We start from the raw sequence: 26,933 nt of genomic DNA, 5'->3' as shown, positions 1-26,933 counted from the left end.
CACTGTGAAGTCACCTTAGCGGAACTTCCCCCGCGATTCCACTGATTCCGTTGCAGAAATGTGCGTCAAGTGAGGGAAACTGCAACACGGATTGTCAGTAGCGCTGATTCAGCGTCTCACACTGCGATATTCGCACAGGAGTCGTTGGCGGCTCGGCTGTCGGCGAAGGCGGGCGGCGGCGAGAGGTCGCTGGCTGATGCGGGCCGGAGGAGGGGACGACGAAGCCGCGGGGCACCGACTTGTCGTCGATGCCCCGCGGCTTCTGTGGGATTGAGAGCGGAGCGCTTCAGCCGGGGAAGGTCTCCCCGGTGAGCTTCTCGAATGCCTCGATATAGCGGGCACGGGTCTTCTCGACGACCTCAGCGGGCAGTGCCGGGGGAGGAGTGTCCGATGCCTTGTCCCAGCCGGACTCCTCGGTCAGCCAATCGCGGACGAACTGCTTGTCGAAGCTCGACTGAGCCTTGCCCGCCTCATAGCCCTCGGCGTCCCAGAAGCGGGAGGAGTCCGGCGTGAGCACCTCGTCGCCGAGCACGATCGTGCCGTCGGCCAGGGTTCCGAACTCGAACTTCGTGTCGGCGAGGATGATCCCGCGCTCCCGGGCGATCTGCTCGGCACGCTGGTAGATCTCCACGGTCAGGTCGCGCAGCTTCTCCGCGGTCTCGGTCCCGACGGTCGCGGCGACGGCCTCGAAGCTGACGTTCTCATCGTGCTCGCCGAGCTCAGCCTTCGTTGCCGGAGTGAAGATCGGCGGCTCGAGGCGATCGGCCTCGACGAGTCCGGCCGGCAGCTGGATGCCGCAGACCGATCCGGTGGCCCGGTAGTCCGACATTCCCGAACCGGTGAGATAGCCGCGAGCTACGCATTCGACGGGGAACATGGAGAGGTTCTTAACGATCAGCCCGCGACCGGCCACGGCCTCTGGCACATCCGAGCTGATGACATGATTGCCGATGACATCGGCGAGCTGATCGAACCACCACAGGCTCAGTCCCGTGAGCACCTTGCCCTTGTCCGGGATCTCCGAGTCGAGCACCCAGTCATAGGCGGAGATCCGGTCCGAGGCGACCATGAGCAGCTGTTCGGCACTCGCGGCATCGACGGCGTCGGCGGGAATGTAGAGGTCGCGGACCTTCCCCGAGTACATGTGCTTCCAGCCCGGCAGCACCGGGGCGACCGGTGCGGGGGCGGCGTATCCGGAGGCGAGCTCGATACGTCCGGCGGCGGCCGCCTCGGCGATATCGGTGCGGTGCTGCTCACCGTCCCACTTGATCTGGTCGACCGCGGCATAGGCCTTCGCCCGGGCATCGTCGAGGTCGTCACCGAGCGAGACGACGGAGAGCACGCGGCCGCCGGAGGTGACGATGTCTCCGGTCTCGGCGATGTCCTTCGTGATCACGGCGTCTTCGGGGGCGAATCCGCCGCTGGGACCGGTCGCGAGTTTCGTGCCCGCGTGCAGGACGCTGATGTCGGGCAGGGTCGCGGCGGTGTCGAGTCCGCGGATGATGTCTCCGGTGCTCGGCGTGCCCGGGTAGTTCTCGGCGGCCATGACCACGGTCACCGAGGAGCGCGGATCCCATTCGAGGGGTGCGGTCTCGTTCAGGCGGCCTTCGGCAGCGGCGAGCAGCGTCTGGCCCAGGGAGCTGGACAGGCGGGCGAGCACCGACTGGGTCTCCGGATCGCCGAAGCGGACGTTGAACTCGATGACGCGCAGGCCCTTCGACGTCAGCGCGAGTCCGCAGTAGAGGAGTCCGGTGAACGGAGTGCCGCGGCGGGCCATCTCATCGACGACCGGCTGGGCGACGGTGTCGATGATCTCGTCGACGGTGCCGGCAGGCAGCCATGGCAGCGGCGAATACGCGCCCATTCCGCCCGTGTTCGGGCCGGTGTCACCGTCTCCGATGCGTTTGAAGTCCTGCGCCGGAGCCAGCGGCACGGTGGTCTTTCCGTCGCAGAGGACGAACAGGGAGACCTCGGGGCCGTCGAGATAATCCTCGATGACGACCCGGTCGGAGACCTCGAGGCAGGAGCTCGCATGCGTCAGCGCGGCGTCGAAGTCATCGGTGACGACGACTCCCTTGCCGGCGGCCAGGCCGTCGGCCTTGACCACGTGCGGGGCACCGAATTCGCGCAGCGCGGCCGCCGCCTCGTCGGTCGAATAGGCGACGACGGTGCGTGCAGTCGGCACGTTCGCGGACTCCATGACCTCCTTCGCGAACGCCTTCGAGCCTTCGAGGTGCGCGGCTTCGGCGCTGGGGCCGAAGACGGGGAAGGAGGCTTCGCGCAGAGCGTCCGCAACTCCGGCGACCAGCGGGGCTTCGGGCCCGATGACGACGAGATCGACGTCGAGGGTCTCAGCCAGCGCGGTCACGGCGGCGGCATCCGAGGCATCGACCGCCTCGGTGTGGGCGATCTGCGCGATACCGGGATTGCCGGGAGCGGCGATGATGGCGTCGACCTGCGGGTCGCGCGAGAGAGCGAGGACGAGGGCGTGTTCGCGGGCGCCCGAACCGATGACAAGAACCTTCACGCCACCAGCCTAAAGGGTCGTAGGCTTGAGTGCGTGACCTTCTCGACATTCACCCCCGCACAGGCCGCCGAGCTCGCCGTCGTCGAGCGCTCCGGCTTCATCGAATCCCGGCACATCGGGTCCGCGGTCGTCCTCGACCCGGAGGGATCTCCGCTGATCAGCCTGGGTTCCCCCGAGGCTGCAGTGTTCACACGCTCGAGTCTCAAACCGCTGCAGGCGATCGCCGCGATGAGCCTCGGAGCACAGCTGACCGGTCCCGCCGCGGCCTTGGCCGCCGCCTCGCACAAGTCCGAAGCCGGGCACGTCGAGGTCGTCGAAACGATGCTGGAGACAGCAGGGCTGAGCGTATCCGACCTGCAGTGCCCGTCCGCCCATCCCGCCGACGGCGCCTTCCGTCGTCAGTTGCAGGAGGAGGCCCGGGCCGCTGGGGAGGACAGCACCGACCCGCGCTCGCCCCTGTACTTCAACTGCTCCGGCAAGCACGCTGCGTTCCTCGCCGCCGCTCGCGCCATCGGCGCCGACACCTCGACCTACCTGTCCCCGGATCATCCCGTGCAGCAGAAGGTCGCCGAGGTGGTCGCCGCCTTTGCGTCCGAAGAGCCGTCCGCGGTCGGCATCGACGGCTGCGGAGCCCCCGTGTTCGCGCTCAGCCTCACCGGTCTGGCGCGAGCCATCGGCCGGGTTGTCCGGAGGGGCTGCTCCGACGTCGACGGTGCAGCCGCCTCGGAGATCGGGGAGAGCGCAGGGCAGGCGTGGACGGATTATGCGCAGGAAGCACGCACCCTCACCGAGGCGGTCTTCGCCGACCCATGGACGATCGAAGGACACGGCCGACCGAATTCAACCGTCATCGACCGACTCGGCGTCTTCGCCAAGGGCGGGGCCGAAGGAGTCATCGTCATGGCCACCCGGACCGGGTACGCCGTCGCCGTGAAATGCCTCGACGGAAGTTCCCGGGCCACGGGACTTGTCGCCCTCACCCTGCTCCAGCGGGCGGGAGCGTTCGACGCCGAACCGGGAGCCGCCTCGGCGCCGGAGGACGACACTGTGGACGCCGTGATCGCAGCGATCACGGACCGGGTCACCGGGGGCACGGATTCCGAGGGGCGGACGAACGTTGTCGGACGCCTGGAGCTCGGGGAAGATATTGCCACAATCGGTGAGAGGAAGAGGGACTGATGGCGATTCGCAGAAGGATCGACCCCGCTCAGGGGCGCAGCGCACTCGAGATGTGGCTGACGCAGGCGAGGCTCGACGCGGCCCCGGCCGACCGATCGACCACCGCCACCGCAGTGCGCTTCACCCTCGAAGAGCTCGCCTCCCGCGCCGAAGGCAACAGCGTCGAAGTCCGGGTCCCGCCGTTCGGCGTCACCCAGTGCATCGCCGGTCCCCGGCACACCCGCGGCACCCCGCCGAACGTCGTCGAGACCTCCGCCGAGGTGTGGCTGGGCCTGGTCACCGGACGCACCGACTTCGCGACCGCCCTCGCCGCCGGGGACATCGATGCCTCGGGAACTCGAGCCGACCTCGGCGATTTCCTGCCCCTCTTCACTCCTGCAGAACTCGAGGCCTGAGCATGAGCGCACAGATCACGCAGACGACGTCGTTCATCGGCGGGCGGCATGTGCCGTCCCTGCTCACCTACGCCAATATCGACCCGGCCACCGGCGGTCAGCTCGGCGATATCGCCCGCGCCGGGGCCGATGAAGTCGATCGGGCGGTGCAGGCTGCGGCGAAGGCACAGCAGGAATGGAAGCGCTCGAGCCCCGAACAGCGCTCCCGCCTGCTCATCGCCACCGCGGCCGTCATCACCGCCAACCGCGACGATCTGGCCCGCATCGAATCCGAGGACACGGGCAAGCCGCTCACCCAGGCCTATGCCGACGTCGACGTGTGCGCCCGCTACTTCGAGTTCTACGGGCACACCATCGAGTCCTACTATGGTCACGCGATCCCGCTGGCCGAGGACATGCACGTCTACACGCGCCGAGAGCCCTTCGGCGTCACCGGGCACATCGTGGCTTGGAACTATCCGCTCCAGCTCATCGGCCGTGCCGCCGCCACCTCGCTGGCCACCGGCAACTGCGCCGTCGCCAAACCCGCGGACGAGACCCCGCGCTCGACCGTGCGGTTGGCTGAACTCATCCACTCCGTGGGCTTCCCGGCCGGAGCCTTCAACGTCGTCACCGGACTCGGCGCCGAGGCGGGAGCGGCGTTGAGCGCCCACCCCGGGGTGGCACATCTGGGCTTCGTCGGGTCGACGCAGACCGGTTCGGCCATCGCCCACGCCGCCGCCGATCGAGTCGTGCCCACGGTCCTCGAACTCGGTGGGAAGTCCGCGAACATCGTCTTCCCCGATGCCGATATCGATGCGGCGATCCCGTCGCTGGTGCGCTCGATCATCCAGAACGCCGGGCAGACCTGCTCGGCCGGATCCCGGCTCATCGTCCACCGCGACATCCACGCCGAGGTCGTCGACAAGATGGCCGCGGCCATGGCGAAGGTGACCATCGGCTACGGCCTCGACGACCCGATGCTCGGGCCCCTGATCTCGGCCAAGCAGCACGAGCGGGTGGACGGGTTCCTCACCACAGTCGATTCCGGGCAGATCGTCACCGGCGGAACACGGCCCGACGGGCTCGCCGACGACCTTGCGGCCGGGGCGTTCATCACCCCGACCATCGTCGACTCCGTCGACCCGGCGTCCCGGATCGCCCAGGAGGAGGTCTTCGGTCCCGTCGTCGTGACCCTGCCGTTCGCCGATGACGACGAGGCCGTGGCCCTGGCCAACGGCACCGACTACGGTCTGGTCTCGGCCCTGTGGACGCAGAACATCTCCCGTGCCCACCGACTGGCCGCCGAGGTCGATGCCGGTCAGATCTTCGTCAACACCTACGGTGCCGGCGGGGGAGTCGAACTGCCCTTCGGCGGGTTCAAGAAGTCCGGCTACGGACGCGAGAAATCCATCGAAGCCCTCGACGAATACACGCAGACGAAGACCGTCGCCATCAGACTGTGACGGTGCAGAGGAGGGCGGTGCTGAGGTGACCTTCCCGGTCCTCGGGCTCGTCCTCATCGCGTCTGTCGCCCACGCCGTCTGGAACCTCGCCGCGAAGTCCGTCACCGGCAAGGGCTATGCCTTCGTGCTCGCCTACCACGGGCTCTCAGCGCTCCTGCTCGCCCCGGTCGCGGCCGTCATCATCGCCACCGGAACCCAGTCGCTGAACTGGGGTCTGGTCGGTGCGGCGGCGCTGAGCGCGGTCTTCCACATCGCCTATTCCGTGGCCCTGCAGTCCGGCTACGATCACGCCCCGCTCGGCGTCGTCTACCCGACGGCGCGCGGCATCGGGCCGGTCGTGACGATCATCATCGCCGTGGCCTTCCTCGGTGAGCGTCCCACCCTCGCCGAGGTGGTCGGAGCCTTCACCGTCATCGCGGGAATCGCTGTCGTCACGATCCGTCCCCGTGGCGGCGACGGCACCACCAGCGGTGACGGTCTGCGCCGGGGCCTGACCTGGGGTGGGCTGATCGGGGCGTTCATCGCCTCATACACGCTGTGGGACGACTTCGCCGTCAATCATGTCAGCGACTCTCCGCTGCTCTACTTCGCCGTCTCCGAAGCCTGCGTCGGGCTGATCATGACCGCGGGAGTCTTCGCGCTTCCCGGCGGGCGGGAGAAGCGCGCCGATTTCAGAGAGATCCTGACGAGCCACAAACGCGCGCTCGTGACCGTGGCGATCCTCTCGCCCCTGGCGTATGTGCTCGTCCTCTATGCGATGCAGCAGGCACCGGTGGCGCTCGTGGCCCCTGTGCGGGAGACCTCAATCATCGTCGGCACCCTGCTGGCGTGGTGGTTCTTCGGAGAGAGGAACGTGGTGCTCAAACTCGTCGGTGCCCTCATCGTGGTCGCAGGCATCGGGCTCATCGCCCTCGGATGAGAGGGCCGCGGATCAGCGGCGGCGGCCGGGCTGGCGGCGGTTGACCCGCACCACCCGCACCGGGCACACGGCGTGGGAGAGCACGCCCTGCGACGTCGACCCGAGGACGGTGGCGACGAACCCGCCGCGGCCACGGGAGCCGATGACCAGGAGATCGGCGGTGTACGTGGCCGACACGAGCACCTCGGTGGCAGGTGCATCGAAGATCGAGAACCGCACCTCGAGATCGGGGAAGTCTCCCTTGAGCGACTCGGCAGCAGCGGTGAAGGCCTTCGCCGCCTCGTCGTACATCCGGATGAGATGCTCCTCGCTGGGCATCCACTCGGGCGAGAGGATATGCGTGGCGGTGACCCCGACGAGGCGCAGCGGAACACCGTAGATCGCGGCCTGAGCGGCCGCGGCACGCAGCACCGGGGTGTCGGTCTCGAAGGGATCGACGGCGGCGACGACCTCACCGGAGAAGTCGGGACGCGACCGTCCGTCCGCCTCGGCGGAGGGATCATCGGTCGTGCGGACGGGATCATCGATGGGCAGGGGAGTCGTCGGCATGATCCGGGTCGGCCACGTGCTCGGGACGACGAGGGTGGGGCACTGCGAGTGCGCGGGCATGGCCAGGGCCACGGATCCGAGGAGGCGACCGGCGAATCCGCCGCGACCGCGGGCGCCGACGACGGCGAGGGCGGCGTTCTTCGAATGCTCGACCATCACTCCGGAGGCGTCACCGGGCACGATCGTCGTCGACACGGGAACGCCGGCCTTGGTGACGGTGGCGGCGGCCGCCTCGGCGATGTCTTCGACGGTCTTCTTCACGGCGTCGTCGAAATCGGCGGGGTAGACGATATCGGCCTGGCTCATATTGACGCCGGGGACGGTGTAGGCGGAGACGATGCGGATCTCTGCGGAGGTCTTCTGTGCGTGCGTGATCGCCCACTGCAGGGCGCATTCGGCGTTGTCGGAACCGTCGATGCCGACGATGATCGTGTGGGACATATCGCAAACCTCTGTCTTCAGTGACCGTCAACCTGGGTGAGTCCAGTTTAGTTGTGTCCAGTTTATGGGAAGTGGCGTGAGACTGCCTGGGAAGAACCTCAGGCTGACTCGACTAGACTGTTCGGGACCTGTTGTTCCGGGGCATTCCCGGCGATCCATCGGCCCCATCCGGCCACGTGTCCAAGGAGATCATGAAGGACCAGATCGACGTCTCCGTCCGTCGCAGCCCCAAGTACTCGGTGTTCATGGGCATCGGTGCGGTGCTCGGCATCGCGATCGCTGGAATCCTCGCGATCTTCGTCGACCCGGCCGATATGCCGATGGGCTATACGGTGGCCAAGGGGGTGGGCCTGATGCTGCTCGTCCTCGGGATCGGCGGACTGTTCCTCGGCGGACTCGTCGCCCTCATCCTCGACTGGAGGGGACGGAAGAAGGCGAGGGAGTTCCGGGTCGATGCGCAGATCGACATGGTCGACGATCCGAAGGAGATCGCACGCCGCCGCATCGCCGAAGCCCGCGGGGAGGACCCGGATGCCGGAGCGGCTGAGGACCCCGACGCCGGTGCCGACGAGGGCACGGCCGCCTCGGCGAACACGGACTCCGCACCCGCAGCCGACACGCATGCTCAGCCCGCAGCCGACGACGAGGACGACGCGGAAACCGGACGGGATTCGGCCCCCGGTTCCACAGTCTGAGCACCGGGTCAGAGCGCAGTTGCGGGTATGAGACAATTTCACTCGTGGCAAGAGGAGACGGGCAGCTGACGCACGAAATCGACCCCCAGGACCGCGGACCGCAGGATGAATGCGGTGTGTTCGGAGTCTGGGCCCCCGGCGAGGAAACCGCCAAACTCACCTACTTCGGGCTCTATGCCCTGCAGCACCGCGGACAGGAATCTGCGGGAATCGCTGCCAGCAACGGCAAGCAGATCCTCATCTACCGTGACATGGGCCTGGTTTCCCAGGTCTTCCATGAGCGCGATCTCGAGCTTCTGCAGGGCCATATCGCCGTCGGGCACACGCGGTATTCGACGACCGGATCCCCGTCGTTCGAGAATGCTCAGCCCACTCTGGGGCCGACGCCGTTCGGCACCGTGGCACTGGCGCACAACGGCAATCTGACGAACTTCGACGCTCTCGAAGCCATAGCCGATGCCCGCCGCGACCACGCGACGAAGGTCGTCGAGGAGGCCACGAAGAAGTCGGCCCGCACCCGGCCCTTCCGTGATTCCTCGAATGACACCTCCCTGGTCACCGAGCTCTTCGCGACCGAAGACGGAGAGAACCTCACCGAGGCGGCGCTGAGTCTGCTGCCGCATGTCGAAGGCGCGTTCTCGCTGGTCTACATGGACGAGCACACCCTCTACGCCGCGCGTGACCGGCACGGGGTCCGACCCCTGTCGCTGGGCCGGCTGGAGAACGGCTGGGTCGTGGCCTCGGAGACCGCGGCACTCGACATCGTCGGTGCTAAGTTCGTCCGCGACATCGAACCCGGTGAGCTCATCGCCATCGACGAAGACGGTCTGCGTTCGCACCGCTTCGCCGAACCGAGCCAAGCTCGCTGCGTCTTCGAATACGTCTACCTCGCGCGTCCCGACAGCAAGCTCAACGGCAAGAACGTCCACGCCGCACGGACCCAGATGGGCCGCCAGCTGGCCGAGGAGTACCCGGTCGACGCCGACCTCGTCATCGCCACCCCGGAATCGGGCACCCCTGCGGCCGTCGGCTACGCCGAGGCCTCGGGCATCCCGTTCGGCCAGGGGCTGATGAAGAACGCCTATGTCGGACGCACCTTCATCCAGCCTTCGCAGACCCTGCGGCAGCTGGGCATCCGCCTCAAGCTCAACCCGATCCGGGAGAACATCGAGGGCCGACGCCTCGTCGTCGTCGACGATTCGATCGTGCGCGGAAACACTCAGCGCGCCCTGATCCGCATGCTGCGGGAGGCCGGAGCGGCCGAGGTCCATGTGCGCATCTCATCCCCGCCGGTGAAGTGGCCGTGCTTCTACGGCATCGACTTCGCCACCCGTGCCGAGCTCATCGCCAACGGCCTGACCACGAACGAGATCTGCGAGAACCTCGGCGCTGACTCTCTGGGCTATATCTCTCTGGACGGCATGATTGCCGCCACCCAGCAGGAGCGCAGCCAGCTGTGCACCGCCTGCTTCTCGGGCGAATACCCGATTCCCGTCAACAACACCCCCGCCGACAAAGGATGCTGAGTTGAGTTCCGACGCGAACCCGAAGTCCACCACCTATGCCGCCGCAGGCGTCGACGTCGAGGCCGGAGACCGCGCCGTCGAACTCATGAAGGCCGCCGTCTCGGCCACCCACAACTCCTCGGTCGTCGGTGGGATGGGCGGATTCGCCGGACTCTTCGACGTCTCCGTGCTCAAGGACTTCGAGCGTCCGCTGCTCGCCTCGTCGACCGACGGAGTGGGCACGAAGGTCGCCATCGCTCAGGCCATGGATAAGCACGACACCATCGGCTACGACCTTGTGGGCATGGTCGTCGACGACATCATCGTCTGCGGTGCCCGACCCCTGTTCATGACCGACTACATCGCCTGTGGCAAGGTCGTGGCCGAACGCATCGCCGATATCGTGCGGGGAATCGCCGACGCCTGTGCCTCGGCCGGTGTCGCCCTGGTCGGCGGGGAGACCGCCGAGCACCCGGGGCTGCTCGGAGTCGATGAGTACGATGTCGCCGGTGCCGCCACCGGTGTCGTCGAGGCCTCGAAGCTGCTTGGACCCGAGAAGGTCCGTGCCGGTGACGTGCTCATCGGTCTGCCGTCCTCGGGCATCCACTCCAACGGCTACTCCCTGGTCCGCCACATCATCGCCGAGGCGGGATGGGGCCTGGATAAGCATGTCTCGGAGTTCGGGCGCACCCTCGGTGCGGAGCTGCTCGTTCCCACTCATGTCTACACCGGAGAGCTCGCCGCTCTCTTCGACGCACTGCCCGATGCGGTGCACTCGGTCTCGCACGTCACCGGCGGAGGACTCTCGGCCAATGTGGCCAGGGTTCTTCCGCAGGGTCTGGTCGCGAAGATGTCGCGTGCCTCGTGGGAGGCCCCGGCGGTGTTCTCCGTGCTCGGCGACCTCGGCGGAGTGCCGCAGGACGACCGCGAACGCACCTGGAACCTCGGCGTCGGCATGGTCCTCGTCGTCGACGCGGCCTCCGTTGACGGTGTGCTCAAGGCGAGCCCCGGAGCCTGGGTGCTCGGCGAAGTCGCTGCCGATGACGGTTCTCTGGCGACCGATCCCTACTATGTGCAGGGCGCCAAGGGCGTCGACGGCGGCGCCGCGATCCTGCAGTAGCACTCGAGCGGCTCGCGCGGCGGCTCAGCAGCTCTCAAGCGGCTGGCCTGGTCGCGGGGCATCCCTCACCCGTACTCTCACACCCTCGTGTTCCTGCACGGGGGTGTGCTGCTTGCGGTGTGTGATGGACGCGGGAGTGGAGGAATTACACTCAACGGTGCGTGATGCTCCTCGGTCACAGCCGCCTCGGCGGGCACGCGACCGTCAGCGCGCACGACAGAGGGCGGGGACCGAAGTCCCCGCCCTCTGTGCGTGTCAGATCAGCCGTGTGCGGCTGGACTCATCCCAGTTCAGCGCTCGTACTCGTCGTCATCGTCGACGTTGTACTTGTCGGCGTAATCCGAGTAGTCGGGTTCATCGTCGTACGGATCGGACGGACCGGACTTGCTCGCGTCGGCGCCCAGCTCCTGCTGGAGTCTATTAAGGTCGGTATCCGGGCTGTAGTACTTCAGCTTCCGAGCTACCTTGATCTGCTTTGCCTTTGCGCGGCCGCGACCCACTGGCGTGACCCCCTCCGTCGTCAATGGGGCGAATGGCCCCGGACTAGATCTCTGCTATGCGCTTAAATCCTACCTGTTCATACTGGGAAGTTCCATTTTGTGAGTGGACCTTGGATAGGCTGAACCCATGGCCTACCGTCGCGATTATGTCGTCACCCTGCGGATCTTCGAACCCCTTGTGGTGCATTCCGAATTGCAAGACAGGCAGGTGGAGGACAACCGGTCACGCATTGAGGAGCAGATTTCCCACGACGCTGACAAGCGCTTGATCTCCCTGCCGCCTTCGCCCGTGGCTGATTCCTTTCGGCGCACTCCGATCTACCTTCCGGCGTCTCAGACCGCGGACGGGGTGGACCGCTTCTGCCCTGCTCAGGAGGACATCCGCGGATGGGAGGCGCTCGATTCGCTGGCCGAGCACACCTCGAAGGCGACCTTGGACATCGTCGCTCCGAAGTCCGCTCGCCGGCGTGCCGCCAGCCGTCGTGCGGAGTGGCTCCAGGATGCCAAGGACACGCGGATCTTCACCCGGGTCTCTGCCTGGGACGTGCCGCCGTCGTGGTGGCTGTTCTTCTCCCTGACCGAGGACCAGATCATCACCGAGGAGACCGACGAGGGGCTCCGCGTACTCATCCGCACGGACATCCTGGCCGCCTCGGCGCGCATGGAATGGGCTTCGGAGACGATCGCGGACACCTCGAAGGTCGTCGATATGGTCGAGCAGACCTCGGTTCTGGCCGAGTGGATCGACACCTTCGACATGAACTCGGTCCTCGAACTCGACCTCGGCGGGATGTCCGATGTGCTGTGGCCGAGCGAAGCTGCGGAACTCGTCGACTCGTGGGTCACGGCACTGAGCAACAACGATTCCGAGTCCGCGGTCGCCGCCTTCCAGAAGTATGCGGCCGGCTGGGAGCAGCTCAACCTCTACGCCCGCAGCTCCTGACCTGAGTTGCTACCTGACGGGGGCTGAGCAACCTGGCGCCAGGTTGCTCAGCCCCCGTCAGGTAGCAAGAAGGGCGGATAGGATTGTCTGCGAACGAGCCGCACCCGAGAGGACGAGTCCCGCAAGCGTATGGAAGAGAAGAAGCGCCGTCTCCTGACGAGCCAGGATCCCGCCGCTCAGGGGCCTGATCCCGCCCGGTCGAAACTCTCGACCCCGGTGAAACCGCTGTCGAAGGTCTCCATCGGCTGGCGCATCGTCGTTCCCGCCATCGCCTTCGTCATCCTCACCTGCGGACAGTTCCTCAACACGAACGACTTCTTCCCGCTCGGATCGCTCACCCAGTACGCCACCGCCAAAGACCTCAACGGGACCGTCAACTCCACGTGCATCGAAGCCCAGTTCCCCGGCGAGGACGAACCGCGCCGCCTCGGGTTCAACGCCGCGACCGTCGGCATCGAACGCGGTGACGTCGAATCCCAGCTCGACCGGGTCATCGCCCACCCCGAACTCCTGCAGTCGATGGCCGACTCGTACATCCGGCTGCACCCGGACGAACCGAAACCCGAAACGATGGTCCTCTGCCGCACCACCACACAGCTGAAGAATGGCCTGGCCGTCGGCGAACCCGAACAGACGACGCTGGCGAAGTGGGAGGTCCGATGAGCGGCATCCCGACCCTGAGTTCGACCCCCACCGAGGCGGCCCCCACGAATCCGTTTCTCCGCTGGTTCATGCCCGAGGTCCCCTTAGCCCGGGTGGCCGTGTTCCGCGTCTTCATCTACCTCTTCATCATCATCGATGTGCTCACGATCTCCGGTGACGTCATCGCCCACGGCTGGACGCCCGAGTTCTACCAGCCGCTGTGGCTGGCGAGGTTCCTCCACATCCCCGCCGTCAGCGTGCTCGGCGCACAGATCCTGCTCACCCTCATCATCGTCTTCTCCCTGCTTGCCGCCGCCGGAATCCTCCAGCGCCTCAGCGGCTGGGCCGTCGCGCTCAGCTGCGGCGCATGGATGTTCTACACGCAGGGCTACGGCTACGTCGCCCACGATCATATGGCACTCGTCATCGCCGCCTTCGTCCTGCCGACGGTCGGAACTGCGCGCTTCCGGGACGTCGGCACCGCCTCGGCGCGGGCCGGCTGGGCGCTGCGGATGGTGCAGATCGCCGTCGTCCTCACCTACTTCTACTCGGTGGTGATGAAGTGGATCGCCTCGGGCAACATCACCCACTGGGCCAACGGCGCGGTCATCATCTGGGCCCTCATGCGCCGCGGCGCCGAATGGTCGAAGCCGTTCCTCGAATTGCCCGGCCTCCTCATCGCCGCGCAATGGGCGACACTCGTCTTCGAGTTCCTTTCGCCCGTTGTGCTGTTCCTCAAGCGCAAGTGGCTGTACGGGGCCGTGGCGTTCTTCTTCCTCTTCCACCTCATGACCTACCTGGCGCTGGGCATCCACTTCCTGCCGACCGTCATCTGCTGGGCGGCGTTCCTGCCCCTGGAGAGGCTCGTGCCGAAGCGCTTCACCAGCATAGGCACCGCCTAAACCGCGGCGTCGTCGACCCGGCTGAGCGCGCTGATCACAGCACGTACTGCGACACGTTCGGCCGTGTCCGGACGCAGCACGGCTACGATCCAGCGTGTCGTCGTCACCCCCGTCAGCGGCACCAGCGACAGTCCCGCATCGCGCGGCGTCGTGAACCGGGGGAGGAGCGCGACCTGGTCCGAGGAGGCGACGATCGCTTCGATGAGCCGGTTGTCCCGGATGCGTTGGACGACGTCGAGGTCGCGACCGGTGAGATGCTCGATCGAGGTGAGGATCGTGTCGAAGGGGTATCCGCGGGGCACTCCCACCCAGCGACAATCGACGACATCGTCCGGGGTCAGCTCGGCGCGATCGGCGAGCCGATGGTCGATGGCGAGGGCCACGTCGATGGGTTCGCGGGCGAGCGGGACGACGGTGAGCCCGTCGGTGCCCAGGGGTCGTTCGGCGACGAGGCTGTGTGCGACGACGATATCGACATCTCGGGTCAGTCCCGCGAATTCGTGCTCGGCGAGGTCGACATCGTCCATGCGCAGATCGATGTGCGGGTGGTCTCCCCGCAGCCTGCGCAGTGCATCGGGGAGGAGGTGGGTGAGGGCGCTCGGCAGCCCGGCCAGGGTGATCTCTCCGACAGCTTCGCCGAGGTGGCCCTCCCATTGGGCCTGCACCCGGGCGAGCGTGCGGGCCACGTCCCGACCACCGTGGGCGAGCAGCCGTCCCGCGGCTGTGAGCGTGAGTCCGCGACCGGCGGGCTCGACGAGAGCGTGGCCGATCTCGCTCCCGGCCTGCCTCAGCTGCTGAGAGACGGCCGACGGGGAGCGATGGGTGACATCGGCGACGGCGGTGACGCTGCCGTATTCGTCGAACAGGCGCAGCAGCTCGAGATGTTTCGGATCAATGACCATGAAGTCATGCTACAGAGTCGATGAAGCACTCTGCGATTGTGCTTCATAGTTGTTGCGGTTGAGAATGGGGCCATGTCGTTCAAGCACTGTCTGCTCGCCGCCTCGGTAGCGGTGATATGGGGACTGAATTTCCTCGCCATCGATCTCTCCCTGGCCCAGTTCCCGCCCTTCTTCCTCGTCGCTCTGCGCTTCGCCCTGCTCGCGGTCCCCGCGCTGCTCTTCGTACCGAAGCCCGACGTCAAAGCGCGGTGGATCATCGGCTACGGACTCGGCTTCGGACTGCTGCAGTTCCTCTTCCTCTACTGGGCGATGGCCGCCGGCATGCCCGCAGGCCTCGCCTCCCTCGTCCTCCAAGCTTCGGGCCCCTTCACGGTGCTGCTGGGCATGACGTTTCTGCGCGAGAGGGTCCGCGGTTCGCAGATGGCCTTTCTGCTCGTCGCGATGGCAGGGCTCGCCGTCGTAGGCTGGCAGCGCTTCGACTCGAATGCGAGTCTCCTGCCCTTCCTCCTCACCCTCGCCGGGGCTTTCGGCTGGGCGATCGGCAACATCTGCAACCGGCAGGCTCACACCACCGAGCCGATCAAGCTGACGATGTGGATGTCCGTCGTCCCACCCCTGCCGATGCTGGCGCTCTCCCTCGCAGTGGAAGGACCTGGGAGGGTCGGGGCGTCGTTCGCGGGGCTGACTACCCCGACCGGACTTCTTGCCATCGCTGGCCTGATCTACACCACGGTCGTCGCGACGATCATCGGGTCGGGGCTGTGGTCGTGGCTGATGTCGCGCAACCCGGCCGGCGTCGTCGCACCGTTCTCGATGCTCGTTCCTGTGGTCGGGATGAGCGCGGCGTTCGTCTTCCTCGGCGAGCGAGTCAGCCTCGGGGAGCTGTGCGGAGCCGTCCTCGTCATCATCGGGGTCCTCGGAGCGGGCCTCAAGGCTGCGAAGGGGGCCCGAATTCTCGCCGCCGCCGAGGTTGCCGTGCCGGTGAGTGCGCGAGCGGAGGATTCCGACGCCAGCGATTCCATCAGGACCAGTTGACGGGCATTCGCGTAGCCTGAGGTCATGACCGCCGATGATGCGCCTCCGACTCTTCATGACGACCGCCTGTCCGTCGAGGATCTGCTCGCGTCCCCGCGGGGACGCTCGCTCGTGTTCGGGCTGGCTCTCGAGCAGGTCGAGAGTCTTCCGTGGACTCGCGATGAAGAAGCCCCAGGTGTGGAGGCGGTGGTGCGCAATCTGAGGTGCCTGTGCCCGGTTGCGCCGACTTGGAGTGTTGTTAAGGAAGCCATATCTGACGTAGTCGACGCTGCAGTGTATTGGCAGCCTCCTGATGATGACGATTGGGGGACCGCGGAAATCGGCGAGGTTCGTGAGATTCTGCGTCCCTTCGCCGAGACGCTCGTTTCCACGGGCTTGCTAGATGCCTGGTCGAAGCCACTCGATCCCGATGATCAATGGGCGCTGGCCTGGGACGACAAAGATCTCAACGAAGTCAATGGACGCCACACAGAACTGCCCGCGGTCTTCGACCTCGAGACGGGCCCGACGGATGCGAGCATAGAAATCACGCTGACCGATCTCTATCCTCCTCTCGACGGGCTCGGAACGAGGCTTGCCTGGGGTTTGAGCGAGTGGCTCGCAGATGTCCTCACTACTGAAACTGAGTACCGTCACGATTTCGCCAAGAACCCGTATATGGAGCTCTCCGGCGAATGGTGGTCGACCCCACCCCACGGTCTCTGGGGGTCGACGGGAACGTGGCCGGATGGGACTCTGATCGGCGTCGAACTCGTCGAGGACGATTTCGGTCTCGAACGTGCCCGAGCCTGCCGTCTGAAACTGCGCCCGGATGCCCGCATCGCCGAGATTCGCGGACCTGAGGATTGGGCGGATCTGTGCCGGCGCTATCCGCTCGACGTCACCGCGCAGCGCCGCCACGTGTGGTTCGAGACCACAGGGCGCAAGGGTCGGTGGGTCATTCCCGATTGGTCACGGGCGGCCGAGGAATTCGACGGTGTACACGTGGGTCTGGCCGGCTATCTGCGCGCGGCCGGTGCGGTCATCGATGTGGCGGAGGGCCGCCTCGGCGAGGAACCGGAGACCGTCCCCACGGCAGGTAACACGGACGATCGGACAGCGAGTGTCCTGGCGGGCTGGCACCCGGATACGACGTTCTGGCTGAACAACGTCATCGAAGCCGTCACCGAGGTGGCCGAATGGCGCTATGACGGCGACGCTGATCGGTGGGTGCGGGGCAGAGTCAGCTGAATGAAAGTCAGTCGCCCGGCGACAGGCTGGGCGCCTCGTCGATGCCGAAGCGGGTCTTGAGAGCCCGACGGGCGGCGAACCAGCCGTTCATTCCGTGCACGCCCGGGGCCGGCGGAGTCGCCGCCGAGCACAGGAACGCGCCGGGCACGCCGAGGCTGTAGGAGTCCCAGGTCAGGCGGGGGCGGGCCATCATTCGGTAGAAGGACACGACGCCGGTCGCGATGTCCCCGCCGATGTAGTTCTGATTGTGTCCGGCCATCTCCGATGCGGGGATCGCGTTGTGGGCGACGATGCGGTCGCGGAAGCCCGGGGCGAAGCGTTCGATCTGCCTCGTGACGTATTCCGTCGGGTCGAGCGGGCAGTCGAAGGGCACGTGCGCGTACGTCCACAGTGGGCGCAGGCCATTCACCTCGCGTGATGGGTCGAACACGGTCGGGTCGGAGACGAGGCACACGGGATCGGCCGGCATGCGTCCGTTCGTCACCTGTGCCTCGGCGGCGGCCATCTGCGCTCGTGAACCGCCCACATGGATGGTCCCGGCGCGGCCCACCTCGGGGTCGGACCAGGGGACCGGTCCGTTGAGGACGAAGTCGACCTTGGCCGCGGCATTGCCCTGTTTGAATCCCCGCAGGCTCTTGTCGACCTGGGCCGGCAGCAGGCCGGAGAAGATCTGCGCCGCACCCAACGCCGAGGTGTCGAGCAGATAGGCGCGGGCCTTGGGCAGGTCGGTGACGTGGGCGACCGGGGAGTCTGCGTGCACGGTGCCGCCATGGGCTTCGAGATCGGCGACGAGGTGGTCGATGATCGCCTGGGATCCGCCGACGGGACCCGGCCAGCCGCCGGCGTGGGCGACCGTGGAGAGCATCGTGGCGGTGGCAGCCGTGCCCATCGCCGGCAGCCCGCCGATGGCATGTGCGGCGACCCCGGTGAACAGGGACTGCGTCGACTCATGGGACAGCGGAATGTTCCAAGCGGGGCTCGCCTGGCTAAGCAGCCGAAGACCGAACTTCACGATGTTCGCGACGCCTGGAACGTCGCGCAGGGTCTCGGGCACCGAGCGTTTGTCACCGAGGGAGAGCCAGATCGCGTCATCGACACGTTCGAGGAGCGGGGCGAAGAATCGCCGCCATTCCGGGCCTGCCTCGCCGAGGCGGTCGGCCGTTTCGTCGAGATCGTGGAATGCCAGCGCGGCGGGTTTGTTATCCAGCGGTTGGGCGTAGGAGATATCGGGAGTCGTCAGCTCTATGCCGCGAGCGCGCAGGTCGAAGTCGACGAAGAAGGGACTGGCGATGGCCAGCGGGTGGACGGCCGAGCAGATGTCGTGAGTGATGCCTGGGGCCAGTCCGAGGTCGAGGGTGCGGGCACCGCCGCCGATCGTCGGCTGAGCTTCGAACACTTCGACGCTCAGCCCGGCGCGGGCCAGGGTGACGGCGGCGGCCATGCCGTTGGGACCACTTCCGACGACGACTGCATCAACACCAGTGCTCATGAGGCCAGTCTAGGGGAGTGGGGTGGGCGGTCGCGGTGTGCAGTCTCGGGAGGCTGAGTGCGGCTCAGCTGCCGTACGCGGTGTCGAAGAAGGCGCGTTCGAGATCGACGGCCTCCGCCCATTGCCGGCTGGTTGATCGCAGCAGTGCCGATACCACTCCGTCAGCGGCCACGGTGATCGACGTGTCCAAGTCTGTGGTGGTCATTGCGATTCCGCTCCCTCCGCCGGTGCTCACCTGTTCAGGTGCGGCCGATCCAGATCGCGATTGTCGAGCACCCATGTTGCCTTCTCCCACGGATCTGCCTCGGAGAAGTACAGTCGTTGACCGCCGACATAGCGATGATTCGATGTGGCCTCGGGATCGGCGTCGAAGGCTCCGGCAAACCGGTCGTTTCCTCGTGGGACCGAGACTTCGAACGGAACATCGACCCACACACTCGCATCCCAGAGATCCACGAGCTCGGGCCGGTGGAGGAAGATTCCCTCGATGAGGAGGACACAGTCGTTCGGCAGACTCAGAGGCTCCGGAGCAATCGGCCGATCCGCCTCGACGTCCCACACAGCTGGAACGATCGAGCCGCCTCGTCGAAATGGTTCGACGACGGAATCGACGAATGCTCCGTAGTCATAGGAACGGCGATAGAAGGTGTCGGGCCCCTTGCCTCGGGCGTAGCGGATCGCCCGAGCGTGGTGGAAGCCATCGATGCTGATGGCGGTGACCCGGCGGTCGGAAATATGTCCAGGAACGTTCGCAACGGTCTTGGCCAAATTCACGAGCTCGTGAGCGAGCATTGTCTTCCCGGCCCCATCGACCCCATCGAGGGCAATGAGCGCACGTTGCCCCGGCCGGACTGCGCGGAGCTCAGCCAACAGGTGTAGTAGGACCGTGTCCCGGGACCTCACCGGGCTGTGGACCCGGCGGGGGAGACCGACTGTGGGGCCGCCTCGGCGAGGGTGTCGGCGATGAAATCGGCGATACGGTCCGCGGCAGGCTGACGACTTGCCGACTTTTCGGCGGACTCGACGGACGGGTTGTAGTTCGTGTTCGTGTTGATGTCGTAGACGACCTGACGGCCGTCGGCGGTCTCGATGAACTCGATGCCGGCGATCTCGATGCCGAGGTCGGCCAACAGTGTCTCGAGCCGGGCGATGAGCGGTGTTCCGGCCGTGATGTCCTCACGGCGGGCGAACTGGGGGACCGCCTCGACGTCGGGATCGGCCCCGGCACCCGGGATCGCGCAGGCATCGGCCGGGCACAGTTCGAACGATCCACCTGAGACGTCGACGCGCACCGCATAGTGGAAACGTCCGCCGATGAACTCGGCACGGGTGATGAACGGCTGGGCAGGCTGCACATACTCCTGGATGAGGGTGATGCCGTCGATCGGCGCGTTCGCGCCACCGGGTGCGAACTCATCGGCGGCCGCCTCGAGCTCGGCGTGGGAATCGAAGCGACGCACACCGAGGCCCTTACCGCCCTGATTGTGCTTCGTGATGAATGGGGGAGTGAAGCCGGCCGCGGCCTCGACGAGCGCTCGCGGTCCGAACGCGGCCGCGGTGCGCGGAACGTCGAAGTCCCGGCCGGCCAGCTCGCGATGCTGACGGACCTTGCTCACCTCGAGCTCGTAGACGTCTCGTCCGTTGATGACCCGGCGGCCGGCGGCGGCGAGCCAGTCGAGGACGGCACGCCCGTACTCTTTCACATGCGGATCGGTGCGGGTGTGCGCCGACGCCGACAGTCGTGACCAGAACAGACCTTCTGGTGGTTCGGCTGCGAGGTCGATCGTGGTCTCGGGCAGAAGCCATTCGACATGTGCGACACCGAGGCGGTCGAGCGCCTCGGTGAACGGGGCGATCCATTCCGGATTGTCGTGGATGATGTAGACCGCCGGATCACCGATGACGGGCAGGGCATGAGAACTCATCGCGAACCTTCACTATGGGGAGCCGGCGCGATCGCTCGCCCGGCGGATCTGCTCAACGATCCTACGCCACCCCGACCGTCGTTGGCCCCTTCGTCATGTCCGTGCTGCGGCGTAGACTCAGGTCATGGCTATCGCAAAGCAACCTGTGGTCGTACTCGATGCTCCTGACGCCGCCGAACTCGCAGAGTTCTACGGGCAGCTCCTCGATTGGAAGGTCGCGGTCGAGGAGGACGGCACCTGGGCGGAAGTCACCTCCGATTCCTGGCCCCCGCTGTGCATTCAGCAGGTCGAGGACTATCACGCGCCCAGCTGGCCTGGTCCGGCCCACCCGCAGCAGATGCACCTCGACGTCATCGTCGACGACCTCGATGTTGCTGAGGAGTCCGTGCTCGAGATCGGTGCGGGCAAAGCCCCCGAACAGCCGGGAGAGACGTTTCGCGTGTTCCTCGACCCGGCCGGTCACCCGTTCTGCCTGTGCAAAGGATGACCACACCATCACCGAGGCGGCCCCACCCGCCCGTGGCGCGCTGAGTCATGCGGGCGCTCGCCTCCTTCGATGACCGTGATCCTGTCCCGTGGGCCAATGGTGCCGGTCAGACCACTGAGCTCGTCTCCCTGCCTGACTCCGCGCAGCTGACTCCGGGGCTGCGTCCTTGGCGGTTGAGCATCGCTCGACTCGAACATGTGGGCCCGTTCTCAGCGCTGCCCGGAATGGCGCGCACCTTCCTCCCCACCGCCGAGGTGGTCCTGGAGATCGACGGACACGTGCACCCGGTGCCGGCGCTCAGTCCGGAGCACTTCCACGGAAGTCAGAACGTGAGCCTCGTCGGATTGGCAGAACCCTGCTTCGCCATCAACCTCATGGTCGCTGACGACGGCGCCGTCGACTCCGGCGCTGGTGCGGGTGAAGGATCCGCCTCGGCCCACGGAGAGCTGCAGATGAGCATAGGTGAGCAGTTCCCGGCCAGCAGATTCCGGTTTGTGCTCGCTCTCGAAGCGGGGTTGGATCTCCCGCGTTTTCAGCTGCTCGAACTCGAGCCGGACGAGGATGCGCCAGAGGAGGTCTCGGTGGCCGTCCTCCACTCCGAAAGTGGCGACGCGCACATCTGAGAAATCGGTGAGAACCTACTGTAGTGGGCGACACATTCCTGCGTATCGTCCCAGGTGACAGTGTCGTTTCCGAGCATTTCCATCAGGCCTTTCTCAGCTTCGGATGGGTAGTGTCAGGATCCCCGAACGTGCATGTTCGAGAATGGTTCTCCACCGGAAATTGGAGGAACTTTGACGGTCGGCGACAGCGGCAAGAACAGACAGTCCGAGCACAACGACGAAACTCGTCTGCCGGGGCATTCCCAGACCCTGCCGCTGATCACCGAAGAGATCGTCAGTTCCCACCCGGCCCCCGCGGCCGAACCCACCGAACACGTCGTCACCAAGGTGATGCCGCCTAATCCGATCCGCCACGACGGCCAAGCCGCACAACAGCCGACGAAGGCGTTGCCGGACACATCCGCTGCCTCACAGACGCCTGCTTCGGCCACGGCTGCCTCTCCGACCGCCGTCGCCGAAGCGGCAGAGACAGCCGAGGACAAGAAGGAGGAGAAATCCTCAGAGGGCCGGATCTCGGCCACTCAGCTGCTGGCCGGCGCCGGCGCCGCGGCGACCTCCTCGGTCATCGGTGGTCAGCTCGGCGTCGCGGGCACGGTCGTCGGTGCCGGAGTCGCCAGCATCGTCACTGCTCTGGCCGTCACTCTCTACGGTCGCAGCCTCGACAAGGGCAAGGAGAAGATCCAGGAAGTCGGGTCCAAACTCGCTCCAGCAGTCAAGGCGAAGATCGCGAAGCAACCCAACGGGAAGTCCACCGCCGTCGATCCCTCACTCGCCGAAGATTCGGCCTTTGCTCCACCGGAACCTGCCGGCGGCAACGCGACCGCGGCATCCGCCTCGGTGCCGGACGACAGCACAGCCGAGGACAGCGACGGCAGTGAAACCGAGAGCGAGCCCCGCTCCTGGTGGCAGAAGCTGCGCCGCAAGCGGGTCCTCTATCCGCTGACGATCGGCGTTGCCGCCTTCGGGATCGGACTCGGCGCGGTCGTCGTGGCCGAGAACTTCACCGAAGCCGATATCTCACCGGGCACCTCGCAGATCTCACGATCGGTGACCGGGCAGTCGACGAACGACGAATCCGTCACCGACGACGGGACCTCGGATTCCGGAACGGGAGGGGACGAATCGTCGAGCGGATCCGGTTCGAACGCCGACGCCAGCCAGGGCTCGTCGAGCAGCGGATCGACCACGCAGAACGGTCAGTCCACCTCGGCGGGGGAGACCGGCACCGAAGGTGCGACAGAGGGCCAGAGCTCACAGGGCTCGGAGACAACGACGGGCACGAGTGACTCCACCGGCGACTCGACGACCACGGACGGGACCGATGCGAGCAGCGGTTCCACCTCGACCGACGGCACCGGCAGCACCGGGAACACCAACGGCAGTGCAGGCTCGGGGTCGGGATCGGACGGCTCGGGCAGCGGTTCGGGCGGTGGTGCGGCAGGCTCCGGCGATTCCGGAACCGGTGGATCGACGGGCGGTTCTGGCGGCGGATCGGCCGCCTCGGCGGAGGGGTGAGCCGACCAACACCGGCAGCGGGAATTTAGACAGCCGACCCTGGGTTGTACATGGCAGAGAACATCGTTAAGTTGAAAGTGACTCCGACGAGGTTCCGCCGAAGTCGGGAAATCGAGATCAGGCGAACGGCGCTCAGCCGGTCGATCAGCTGCACCGGCGGGAAGCACTTCTCACCGGTGGCAGTGATCGTTGACTGAATGTCGACGCCTGAAATCAAACGGTTGAAGGAGATGTGATGACGCAACATACAGATCATGAATACGCCGGACACGACAATAGGAAAGCCTCGACGACCGAATCCGGTGCGCCGAGGGAATCGGACGCTCACTCGCTGAGCGTCGGCGCGAACGGACCGCTGCTGCTCCACGACGTTGCGCTGGTCGAGAAGCTTGCTCGCTTCGACCGTGAGCGTGTGCCCGAACGCAGCCCCCACGCCAAGGGATCCGGCGCTTTCGGTGAGCTCGAAGTCACCGAAGACGTCTCCAAGTACACGAAGGCCGACTTCCTGCAGCCGGGCAAAAAGACCCCGATGCTCGCCCGCTTCTCCACCGTCGCCGGTGAACTCGGCTCGCCCGACTCCTGGCGTGACGTGCGCGGATTCGCGCTGAAGTTCTACACCGAAGAGGGCAACTTCGACATGGTGGGCAACAACACCCCCGTGTTCTTCGTCCGCGATCCCATGAAGTTCCCCGACTTCATCCACTCGCAGAAGCGCACCCCCGATTCGGGTCTGCGCAGCAACAACATGCAGTGGGACTTCTGGGCGCTCTCGCCCGAGTCGGCTCACCAGGTCTCCTACCTCATGGGACCCCGCGGCCTGCCCAAGAGCTGGCGCCACATGAACGGCTACTCCTCGCACACCTACATGTGGGTCAACGCCGAGGGCGAAAAGTTCTGGGTCCAGTACCACTTCCACACCGACCAGGGCGTGGAGAACATGAGCAACGAGGAAGCCGGTCGGATGGCCGGCGAGGACGCGGACATGCACCGCCGCGACCTGTTCGATGCCATCGAGCGCGGGGACTACCCGTCCTGGACCTTCAGCGTGCAGATCATGCCGTACGAAGAGGCCAAGGACTACCGCTTCAACCCCTTCGACCTGACCAAGACCTGGTCGAAGAAGGACTACCCGCTCATCAAGGTCGGCAAGTTCACCCTCAATGAGAACCCCTCGAACCACTTCGCACAGATCGAGCAGGCTGCATTCAGCCCCTCGAACACCGTGCCGGGAACCGGTCTCTCGCCGGACAAGATGCTGCTGGGCCGCGTGTTCTCCTACCCGGATGCACAGCGCAACCGCATCGGCACGAACTTCAACCAGCTGCCGGTCAACGCTCCTGCCACGAAGACGAACTCGTACGACAAGGAAGGCCAGATGCAGTACCACCACTCGGGTAATGCACCGGTCTACGCCCCGAACTCGTACGGACGCTCCTACCAGGACGAGCAGGGCCCGGTCGACAACGGCTGGGAAGCCGACGGCGAGCTGGTGCGCAGCGCCTACAGCCTGCACGCCGAGGACGACGACTTCGGCCAGGCACACACCCTGGTCCGTGAGGTTTACACCGAGGAGGAGCGCCAGGGTCTCATCGAGACCGTCGCCGGCGCACTCTCCGACGGAGTCGAGGAACCGGTGCTGTCGAACGCCATCCAGTACTGGAAGAACATCGACGCCGAAGTCGGCGCAGCCATCGAGGCCAAGGTCAAGGGCTGAACAGCCTGAGATCTTGAGCGCCTGACCGCTCGGAGTTCGGCACGAGACGGCGGCCCGGACACTATTCTCTTCGGAGGGAAGTGGCCGGGCCGCTGTGTCTTTCCCAATTGCTACCTGAGGGCGGCCCAGCAACCTCGCGCGAGGTTGCTGGGCCGCCATCAGGTAGTTCGTGGAGTTCAACTGAGGTGGGCGGCGCGTTGGGCGATGCGACCGCCGGCGAGGACCATCTCGACCTGACGCGGCGACAGGCCATGGCGGAATTCGAACTTTCGGCCGGCCGCCTCGGCGGTGATCGTCGTCCCTTCGCCGAGCTCATCGCGCAGACCACGGAACTCAAGCACATCACCCTGAGACAGGGATTCGTAGTCGGCGTCGTTGGTGAATTCGAGGGCGAGGACGCCGAAGTTCGCGAGGTTCTGCCAATGGATCCGCGCCAACGACTTCGCCACCACGACCCGCAGTCCGAGATAGCGCGGAGCGATGACCGCATGCTCGCGAGAGGACCCCTGACCGTAGTTGTCCCCACCGACGATCGCGTGCCCTCCGACGTGGTCGGCGGCACGGGTGGCATAGGTGTCATCGACCTGGATATAGACGAACTCGGAGATCTTCGGGATGTTCGACCGATACGGCAGAACGCGGGATCCGGCGGGCATGATCTCATCGGTGGAGACGTTGTCGCCGACCTTGAGCAGGATCTCCAGATCGATGTCATCGGGCAGCGGTTCGAAGTCCGGCAGGGTCGAGATGTTCGTTCCCTTCACGAGCTTGACCGACCGGGCTTCCTCCGGTCCCAGCGGTGGGACGAGCATCTTGCGGTTCGCGGAGTACTTCTCGGGTAGCCGCACCTCGGGATAGTCCATGTCGAGATCGCGAGGATCGGTGATCTTCCCGGTCAGCGCGGCAGCGGCTGCGGTCTCCGGCGAGCACAGCCACACGGCGTCCTCGTCGGTGCCGGACCGGCCGGGGAAGTTGCGCGGCATGGTGCGCAGACTATTGCGCCCGACCGCCGGTGCCTGGCCCATGCCGATGCAGCCCATGCAGCCGGATTGGTGAATCCTGGCCCCGGATCCCACCAGTGAGGTCAGCCATCTGCCGGCGATGAGGTCGGCAAGGACCTCTCGTGAGGTGGGGTTGATATCGAGCGAGATCTGCTGATGGATCTGGCGGTCGGCAAGTGTTTCGGCGACGACGGCGAAGTCCCGCAGCCCTGGGTTCGCCGAAGAGCCGACGACGACCTGGAAGACGTCCTCACCGGCGACCTCGCGCACCGGAGCGACGTTGCCCGGAGACGACGGCGCGGCGATGAGCGGTTCGAGCTGCGAGAGATCGATGCTGTCGGTGAGATCGTATTCCGCGCCTTCATCGGCTTCGAGGCGGGTGAAGTCCTCGCCGCGGTCGACGGCCTCGAGGTAATCGCGGACAGCATCGTCAGCCGGAAAGACCGTGGCGGTGGCGCCGAGTTCGGCTCCCATGTTCGCAATCACGTGACGATCCATGGCCGTGAGATTCCGCAGCCCGTCCCCGTGGTATTCGATGATCTTTCCGACTCCGCCCTTGACGCCATGGCGACGCAGCATCTCGAGGATGACGTCCTTGGCTGAGACCCAGTCGGGCAAGGTGCCTGTGAGTTCGACGCCCATGATCTGCGGGGCGCTGATGAAGAGCGGCTCACCAGCCATGGCCATGGCGATTTCAAGTCCGCCGACGCCGATGGCGAGCATTCCCAAAGCGCCGGCGGCGCAGGTGTGGGAGTCCGAGCCGATGAGAGTCGTCCCGGGCTTTCCGAACCGGGACTGGTGGACCGGGTGGGAGACGCCGTTGCCGGCAGGGGAGAACCACAGTCCGAAGCGTGCCGCCGCCGACCGGAGGAACTCGTGGTCCTCAGGGTTCTTCTCATCGGTCTGCAGCAGGTTGTGATCGACGTACTGCACGGACAGGTCCGTGCGGATCCGGTCGAGGCCGAGCGCCTCGAGTTCGAGCATGACCAGGGTGCCCGTCGCATCTTGGGTGAGCGTCTGGTCGATCCGGATCCCGAGTTCGCTTCCGGGAGTGAGCTCCCCGGACTCCAAATGCGATCGGATGAGCTTCTGAGCAACGTTCTCAGCCATTGTCCGCCTCCTTCGGCAGTCAGGGATCCACCGAAACCACACGGCTTCCGGTGGTCAATCCACGCTAGTCCTCCACACGAGGGTTCTCAAGGTCCGTCGCATCGGCCGACCGGCAATGCGGGTCTCAGAACTACCTGACG

The 26,933-nt window shown here is 66.1% G+C and carries 25 protein-coding genes; 16 read left to right on the top strand and 9 right to left on the bottom strand.

The window, feature by feature from the left end; translation table 11 throughout:
* Positions 1–286 precede the first annotated feature (286 nt).
* On the bottom strand, positions 287–2,527 hold the full coding sequence (gene purD / locus ACSBQT_RS15720; RefSeq protein WP_435002079.1) for a phosphoribosylamine--glycine ligase: 2,241 nt from the start codon (positions 2,525–2,527) through the stop codon (positions 287–289).
* A gap of 33 nt (positions 2,528–2,560) precedes the next feature.
* On the opposite strand from purD, the gene ACSBQT_RS15715 reads away from it, so the two are divergent.
* From ACSBQT_RS15715 to ACSBQT_RS15700, 4 genes are read left to right on the top strand one after another with little or no spacing between them, the layout of a single operon-like run.
* Positions 2,561–3,706 carry an asparaginase gene (locus ACSBQT_RS15715; protein ID WP_435002078.1) on the top strand — a complete coding sequence of 382 codons (1,146 nt, stop codon included), beginning with the start codon at positions 2,561–2,563 and terminating at the stop codon, positions 3,704–3,706.
* Positions 3,706–4,101 carry a sterol carrier family protein gene (locus ACSBQT_RS15710; RefSeq protein ID WP_435002077.1) on the top strand — a complete coding sequence of 132 codons (396 nt, stop codon included), beginning with the start codon at positions 3,706–3,708 and terminating at the stop codon, positions 4,099–4,101. Before ACSBQT_RS15715 ends, ACSBQT_RS15710 begins: the two co-directional genes overlap by 1 nt.
* A gap of 2 nt (positions 4,102–4,103) precedes the next feature.
* Positions 4,104–5,546: an aldehyde dehydrogenase family protein gene (locus ACSBQT_RS15705; RefSeq protein ID WP_435002076.1), complete on the top strand. Its 1,443-nt coding sequence runs from the start codon at positions 4,104–4,106 to the stop codon at positions 5,544–5,546.
* A 25-nt stretch (positions 5,547–5,571) separates the two neighbouring features.
* On the top strand, positions 5,572–6,465 hold the full coding sequence (locus tag ACSBQT_RS15700; protein ID WP_435002075.1) for an EamA family transporter: 894 nt from the start codon (positions 5,572–5,574) through the stop codon (positions 6,463–6,465).
* Between the two features lie 12 nt (positions 6,466–6,477).
* Here ACSBQT_RS15700 and ACSBQT_RS15695 read toward each other — a convergent pair whose 3' ends face one another.
* Positions 6,478–7,455: a universal stress protein gene (locus ACSBQT_RS15695; protein ID WP_435002074.1), complete on the bottom strand. Its 978-nt coding sequence runs from the start codon at positions 7,453–7,455 to the stop codon at positions 6,478–6,480.
* Positions 7,456–7,646: 191 nt separating this feature from the next.
* Between ACSBQT_RS15695 and ACSBQT_RS15690 the strand changes: the two genes are divergently transcribed.
* The 3 genes from ACSBQT_RS15690 to purM are packed head-to-tail and all read left to right on the top strand — an operon-like array spanning position 7,647 to position 10,775.
* Positions 7,647–8,150, top strand: coding sequence for a hypothetical protein (locus tag ACSBQT_RS15690; protein ID WP_435002073.1), 504 nt, complete (start codon positions 7,647–7,649; stop codon positions 8,148–8,150).
* 44 nt (positions 8,151–8,194) lie between these two features.
* Complete coding sequence (gene purF / locus ACSBQT_RS15685; RefSeq protein ID WP_435002072.1) at positions 8,195–9,676, top strand: amidophosphoribosyltransferase; 1,482 nt, start codon at positions 8,195–8,197, stop codon at positions 9,674–9,676.
* Position 9,677: 1 nt separating this feature from the next.
* Positions 9,678–10,775, top strand: coding sequence for a phosphoribosylformylglycinamidine cyclo-ligase (gene purM / locus ACSBQT_RS15680; protein ID WP_435002071.1), 1,098 nt, complete (start codon positions 9,678–9,680; stop codon positions 10,773–10,775).
* 290 nt (positions 10,776–11,065) lie between these two features.
* On the opposite strand, the gene ACSBQT_RS15675 is transcribed toward purM, so the two are convergent.
* Positions 11,066–11,275 (bottom strand): DUF3073 domain-containing protein, encoded by a 210-nt coding sequence (locus ACSBQT_RS15675; protein WP_264800667.1) that lies wholly within the window; start codon positions 11,273–11,275, stop codon positions 11,066–11,068.
* 127 nt (positions 11,276–11,402) lie between these two features.
* Here ACSBQT_RS15675 and ACSBQT_RS15670 point away from each other — a divergent pair, with 127 nt between their 5' ends.
* The 3 genes from ACSBQT_RS15670 to ACSBQT_RS15660 all read left to right on the top strand — a co-directional run bounded on the left by ACSBQT_RS15670 (position 11,403) and on the right by ACSBQT_RS15660 (position 13,762).
* The gene (locus ACSBQT_RS15670) at positions 11,403–12,218 is read left to right on the top strand and encodes a hypothetical protein (RefSeq protein ID WP_172175322.1); all 816 of its coding nucleotides are present in this window, start codon (positions 11,403–11,405) and stop codon (positions 12,216–12,218) included.
* A 129-nt stretch (positions 12,219–12,347) separates the two neighbouring features.
* Positions 12,348–12,881: a hypothetical protein gene (locus tag ACSBQT_RS15665; protein WP_435002070.1), complete on the top strand. Its 534-nt coding sequence runs from the start codon at positions 12,348–12,350 to the stop codon at positions 12,879–12,881.
* A complete protein-coding gene (locus ACSBQT_RS15660) occupies positions 12,878–13,762 on the top strand; it encodes a hypothetical protein (RefSeq protein ID WP_435002069.1) in 885 nt (294 codons plus the stop codon). Before ACSBQT_RS15665 ends, ACSBQT_RS15660 begins: the two co-directional genes overlap by 4 nt.
* Here the strand turns inward: ACSBQT_RS15660 and ACSBQT_RS15655 are convergent.
* A complete protein-coding gene (locus tag ACSBQT_RS15655; RefSeq protein WP_410710945.1) occupies positions 13,759–14,664 on the bottom strand; it encodes a LysR family transcriptional regulator in 906 nt (301 codons plus the stop codon). The two genes, ACSBQT_RS15660 and ACSBQT_RS15655, sit on opposite strands and share 4 nt — an antisense overlap.
* Before the next feature lie 72 nt (positions 14,665–14,736).
* Between ACSBQT_RS15655 and ACSBQT_RS15650 the strand changes: the two genes are divergently transcribed.
* Both ACSBQT_RS15650 and ACSBQT_RS15645 read left to right on the top strand, forming a co-directional pair.
* Positions 14,737–15,699: an EamA family transporter gene (locus ACSBQT_RS15650; RefSeq protein ID WP_410710944.1), complete on the top strand. Its 963-nt coding sequence runs from the start codon at positions 14,737–14,739 to the stop codon at positions 15,697–15,699.
* A 24-nt stretch (positions 15,700–15,723) separates the two neighbouring features.
* On the top strand, positions 15,724–16,929 hold the full coding sequence (locus ACSBQT_RS15645) for a hypothetical protein (RefSeq protein WP_410710943.1): 1,206 nt from the start codon (positions 15,724–15,726) through the stop codon (positions 16,927–16,929).
* A 7-nt stretch (positions 16,930–16,936) separates the two neighbouring features.
* Here the strand turns inward: ACSBQT_RS15645 and ACSBQT_RS15640 are convergent, their stop codons facing one another.
* The 4 genes from ACSBQT_RS15640 to ACSBQT_RS15625 form a co-directional block, all read right to left on the bottom strand.
* Entirely contained in the window at positions 16,937–18,418 is a 1,482-nt protein-coding gene (locus ACSBQT_RS15640) for a phytoene desaturase family protein (protein ID WP_410710942.1), read from the bottom strand.
* Between the two features lie 64 nt (positions 18,419–18,482).
* Positions 18,483–18,623: a hypothetical protein gene (locus ACSBQT_RS15635; RefSeq protein WP_410710941.1), complete on the bottom strand. Its 141-nt coding sequence runs from the start codon at positions 18,621–18,623 to the stop codon at positions 18,483–18,485.
* 26 nt (positions 18,624–18,649) lie between these two features.
* Positions 18,650–19,288 (bottom strand): uridine kinase, encoded by a 639-nt coding sequence (locus tag ACSBQT_RS15630; protein WP_435002068.1) that lies wholly within the window; start codon positions 19,286–19,288, stop codon positions 18,650–18,652.
* A 29-nt stretch (positions 19,289–19,317) separates the two neighbouring features.
* Positions 19,318–20,343, bottom strand: coding sequence for an ATP-grasp domain-containing protein (locus ACSBQT_RS15625; protein WP_435002067.1), 1,026 nt, complete (start codon positions 20,341–20,343; stop codon positions 19,318–19,320).
* A gap of 124 nt (positions 20,344–20,467) precedes the next feature.
* Here ACSBQT_RS15625 and ACSBQT_RS15620 point away from each other — a divergent pair, with 124 nt between their 5' ends.
* The 4 genes from ACSBQT_RS15620 to ACSBQT_RS15605 all read left to right on the top strand — a co-directional run bounded on the left by ACSBQT_RS15620 (position 20,468) and on the right by ACSBQT_RS15605 (position 24,682).
* Entirely contained in the window at positions 20,468–20,830 is a 363-nt protein-coding gene (locus ACSBQT_RS15620) for a VOC family protein (protein ID WP_435002066.1), read from the top strand.
* Positions 20,831–20,877: 47 nt separating this feature from the next.
* Entirely contained in the window at positions 20,878–21,453 is a 576-nt protein-coding gene (locus ACSBQT_RS15615; protein ID WP_435002065.1) for a HutD family protein, read from the top strand.
* Positions 21,454–21,624: 171 nt separating this feature from the next.
* Positions 21,625–22,968, top strand: coding sequence for a hypothetical protein (locus ACSBQT_RS15610; protein WP_435002064.1), 1,344 nt, complete (start codon positions 21,625–21,627; stop codon positions 22,966–22,968).
* 235 nt (positions 22,969–23,203) lie between these two features.
* A complete protein-coding gene (locus ACSBQT_RS15605) occupies positions 23,204–24,682 on the top strand; it encodes a catalase (RefSeq protein WP_435002063.1) in 1,479 nt (492 codons plus the stop codon).
* 176 nt (positions 24,683–24,858) lie between these two features.
* Here ACSBQT_RS15605 and ACSBQT_RS15600 read toward each other — a convergent pair whose 3' ends face one another.
* The gene (locus ACSBQT_RS15600) at positions 24,859–26,793 is read right to left on the bottom strand and encodes an aconitate hydratase (protein ID WP_435002062.1); all 1,935 of its coding nucleotides are present in this window, start codon (positions 26,791–26,793) and stop codon (positions 24,859–24,861) included.
* Positions 26,794–26,933: the final 140 nt, after the last annotated feature.

It is taken from the genome of Brevibacterium sp. H602, from assembly GCF_051172395.1.
In the GTDB taxonomy this organism is placed as follows: Bacteria; Actinomycetota; Actinomycetes; order Actinomycetales; family Brevibacteriaceae; genus Brevibacterium.
Note: the sequence above shows the minus strand (reverse complement) of the source record. Positions and strands in the feature narration are given on the sequence as shown.

What these genes read in the sequence shown, in the direction of transcription:
- ACSBQT_RS15695 (WP_435002074.1), bottom strand. Translation starts at nt 7,455, where the DNA reads ATGTCCCACACGATCATCGTCGGCATCGACGGTTCCGACAACGCCGAA.
- ACSBQT_RS15670 (WP_172175322.1), top strand. Translation starts at nt 11,403, where the DNA reads ATGGCCTACCGTCGCGATTATGTCGTCACCCTGCGGATCTTCGAACCC.
- ACSBQT_RS15650 (WP_410710944.1), top strand. Translation starts at nt 14,737, where the DNA reads ATGTCGTTCAAGCACTGTCTGCTCGCCGCCTCGGTAGCGGTGATATGG.
- ACSBQT_RS15635 (WP_410710941.1), bottom strand. Translation starts at nt 18,623, where the DNA reads ATGACCACCACAGACTTGGACACGTCGATCACCGTGGCCGCTGACGGA.
- ACSBQT_RS15615 (WP_435002065.1), top strand. Translation starts at nt 20,878, where the DNA reads ATGCGGGCGCTCGCCTCCTTCGATGACCGTGATCCTGTCCCGTGGGCC.
- ACSBQT_RS15655 (WP_410710945.1), bottom strand. Translation starts at nt 14,664, where the DNA reads ATGGTCATTGATCCGAAACATCTCGAGCTGCTGCGCCTGTTCGACGAA.
- ACSBQT_RS15600 (WP_435002062.1), bottom strand. Translation starts at nt 26,793, where the DNA reads ATGGCTGAGAACGTTGCTCAGAAGCTCATCCGATCGCATTTGGAGTCC.
- ACSBQT_RS15620 (WP_435002066.1), top strand. Translation starts at nt 20,468, where the DNA reads ATGGCTATCGCAAAGCAACCTGTGGTCGTACTCGATGCTCCTGACGCC.
- ACSBQT_RS15690 (WP_435002073.1), top strand. Translation starts at nt 7,647, where the DNA reads ATGAAGGACCAGATCGACGTCTCCGTCCGTCGCAGCCCCAAGTACTCG.
- ACSBQT_RS15660 (WP_435002069.1), top strand. Translation starts at nt 12,878, where the DNA reads ATGAGCGGCATCCCGACCCTGAGTTCGACCCCCACCGAGGCGGCCCCC.
- ACSBQT_RS15710 (WP_435002077.1), top strand. Translation starts at nt 3,706, where the DNA reads ATGGCGATTCGCAGAAGGATCGACCCCGCTCAGGGGCGCAGCGCACTC.
- ACSBQT_RS15625 (WP_435002067.1), bottom strand. Translation starts at nt 20,343, where the DNA reads ATGAGTTCTCATGCCCTGCCCGTCATCGGTGATCCGGCGGTCTACATC.
- ACSBQT_RS15640 (WP_410710942.1), bottom strand. Translation starts at nt 18,418, where the DNA reads ATGAGCACTGGTGTTGATGCAGTCGTCGTCGGAAGTGGTCCCAACGGC.
- ACSBQT_RS15665 (WP_435002070.1), top strand. Translation starts at nt 12,348, where the DNA reads ATGGAAGAGAAGAAGCGCCGTCTCCTGACGAGCCAGGATCCCGCCGCT.
- ACSBQT_RS15705 (WP_435002076.1), top strand. Translation starts at nt 4,104, where the DNA reads ATGAGCGCACAGATCACGCAGACGACGTCGTTCATCGGCGGGCGGCAT.
- ACSBQT_RS15645 (WP_410710943.1), top strand. Translation starts at nt 15,724, where the DNA reads ATGACCGCCGATGATGCGCCTCCGACTCTTCATGACGACCGCCTGTCC.
- ACSBQT_RS15605 (WP_435002063.1), top strand. Translation starts at nt 23,204, where the DNA reads ATGACGCAACATACAGATCATGAATACGCCGGACACGACAATAGGAAA.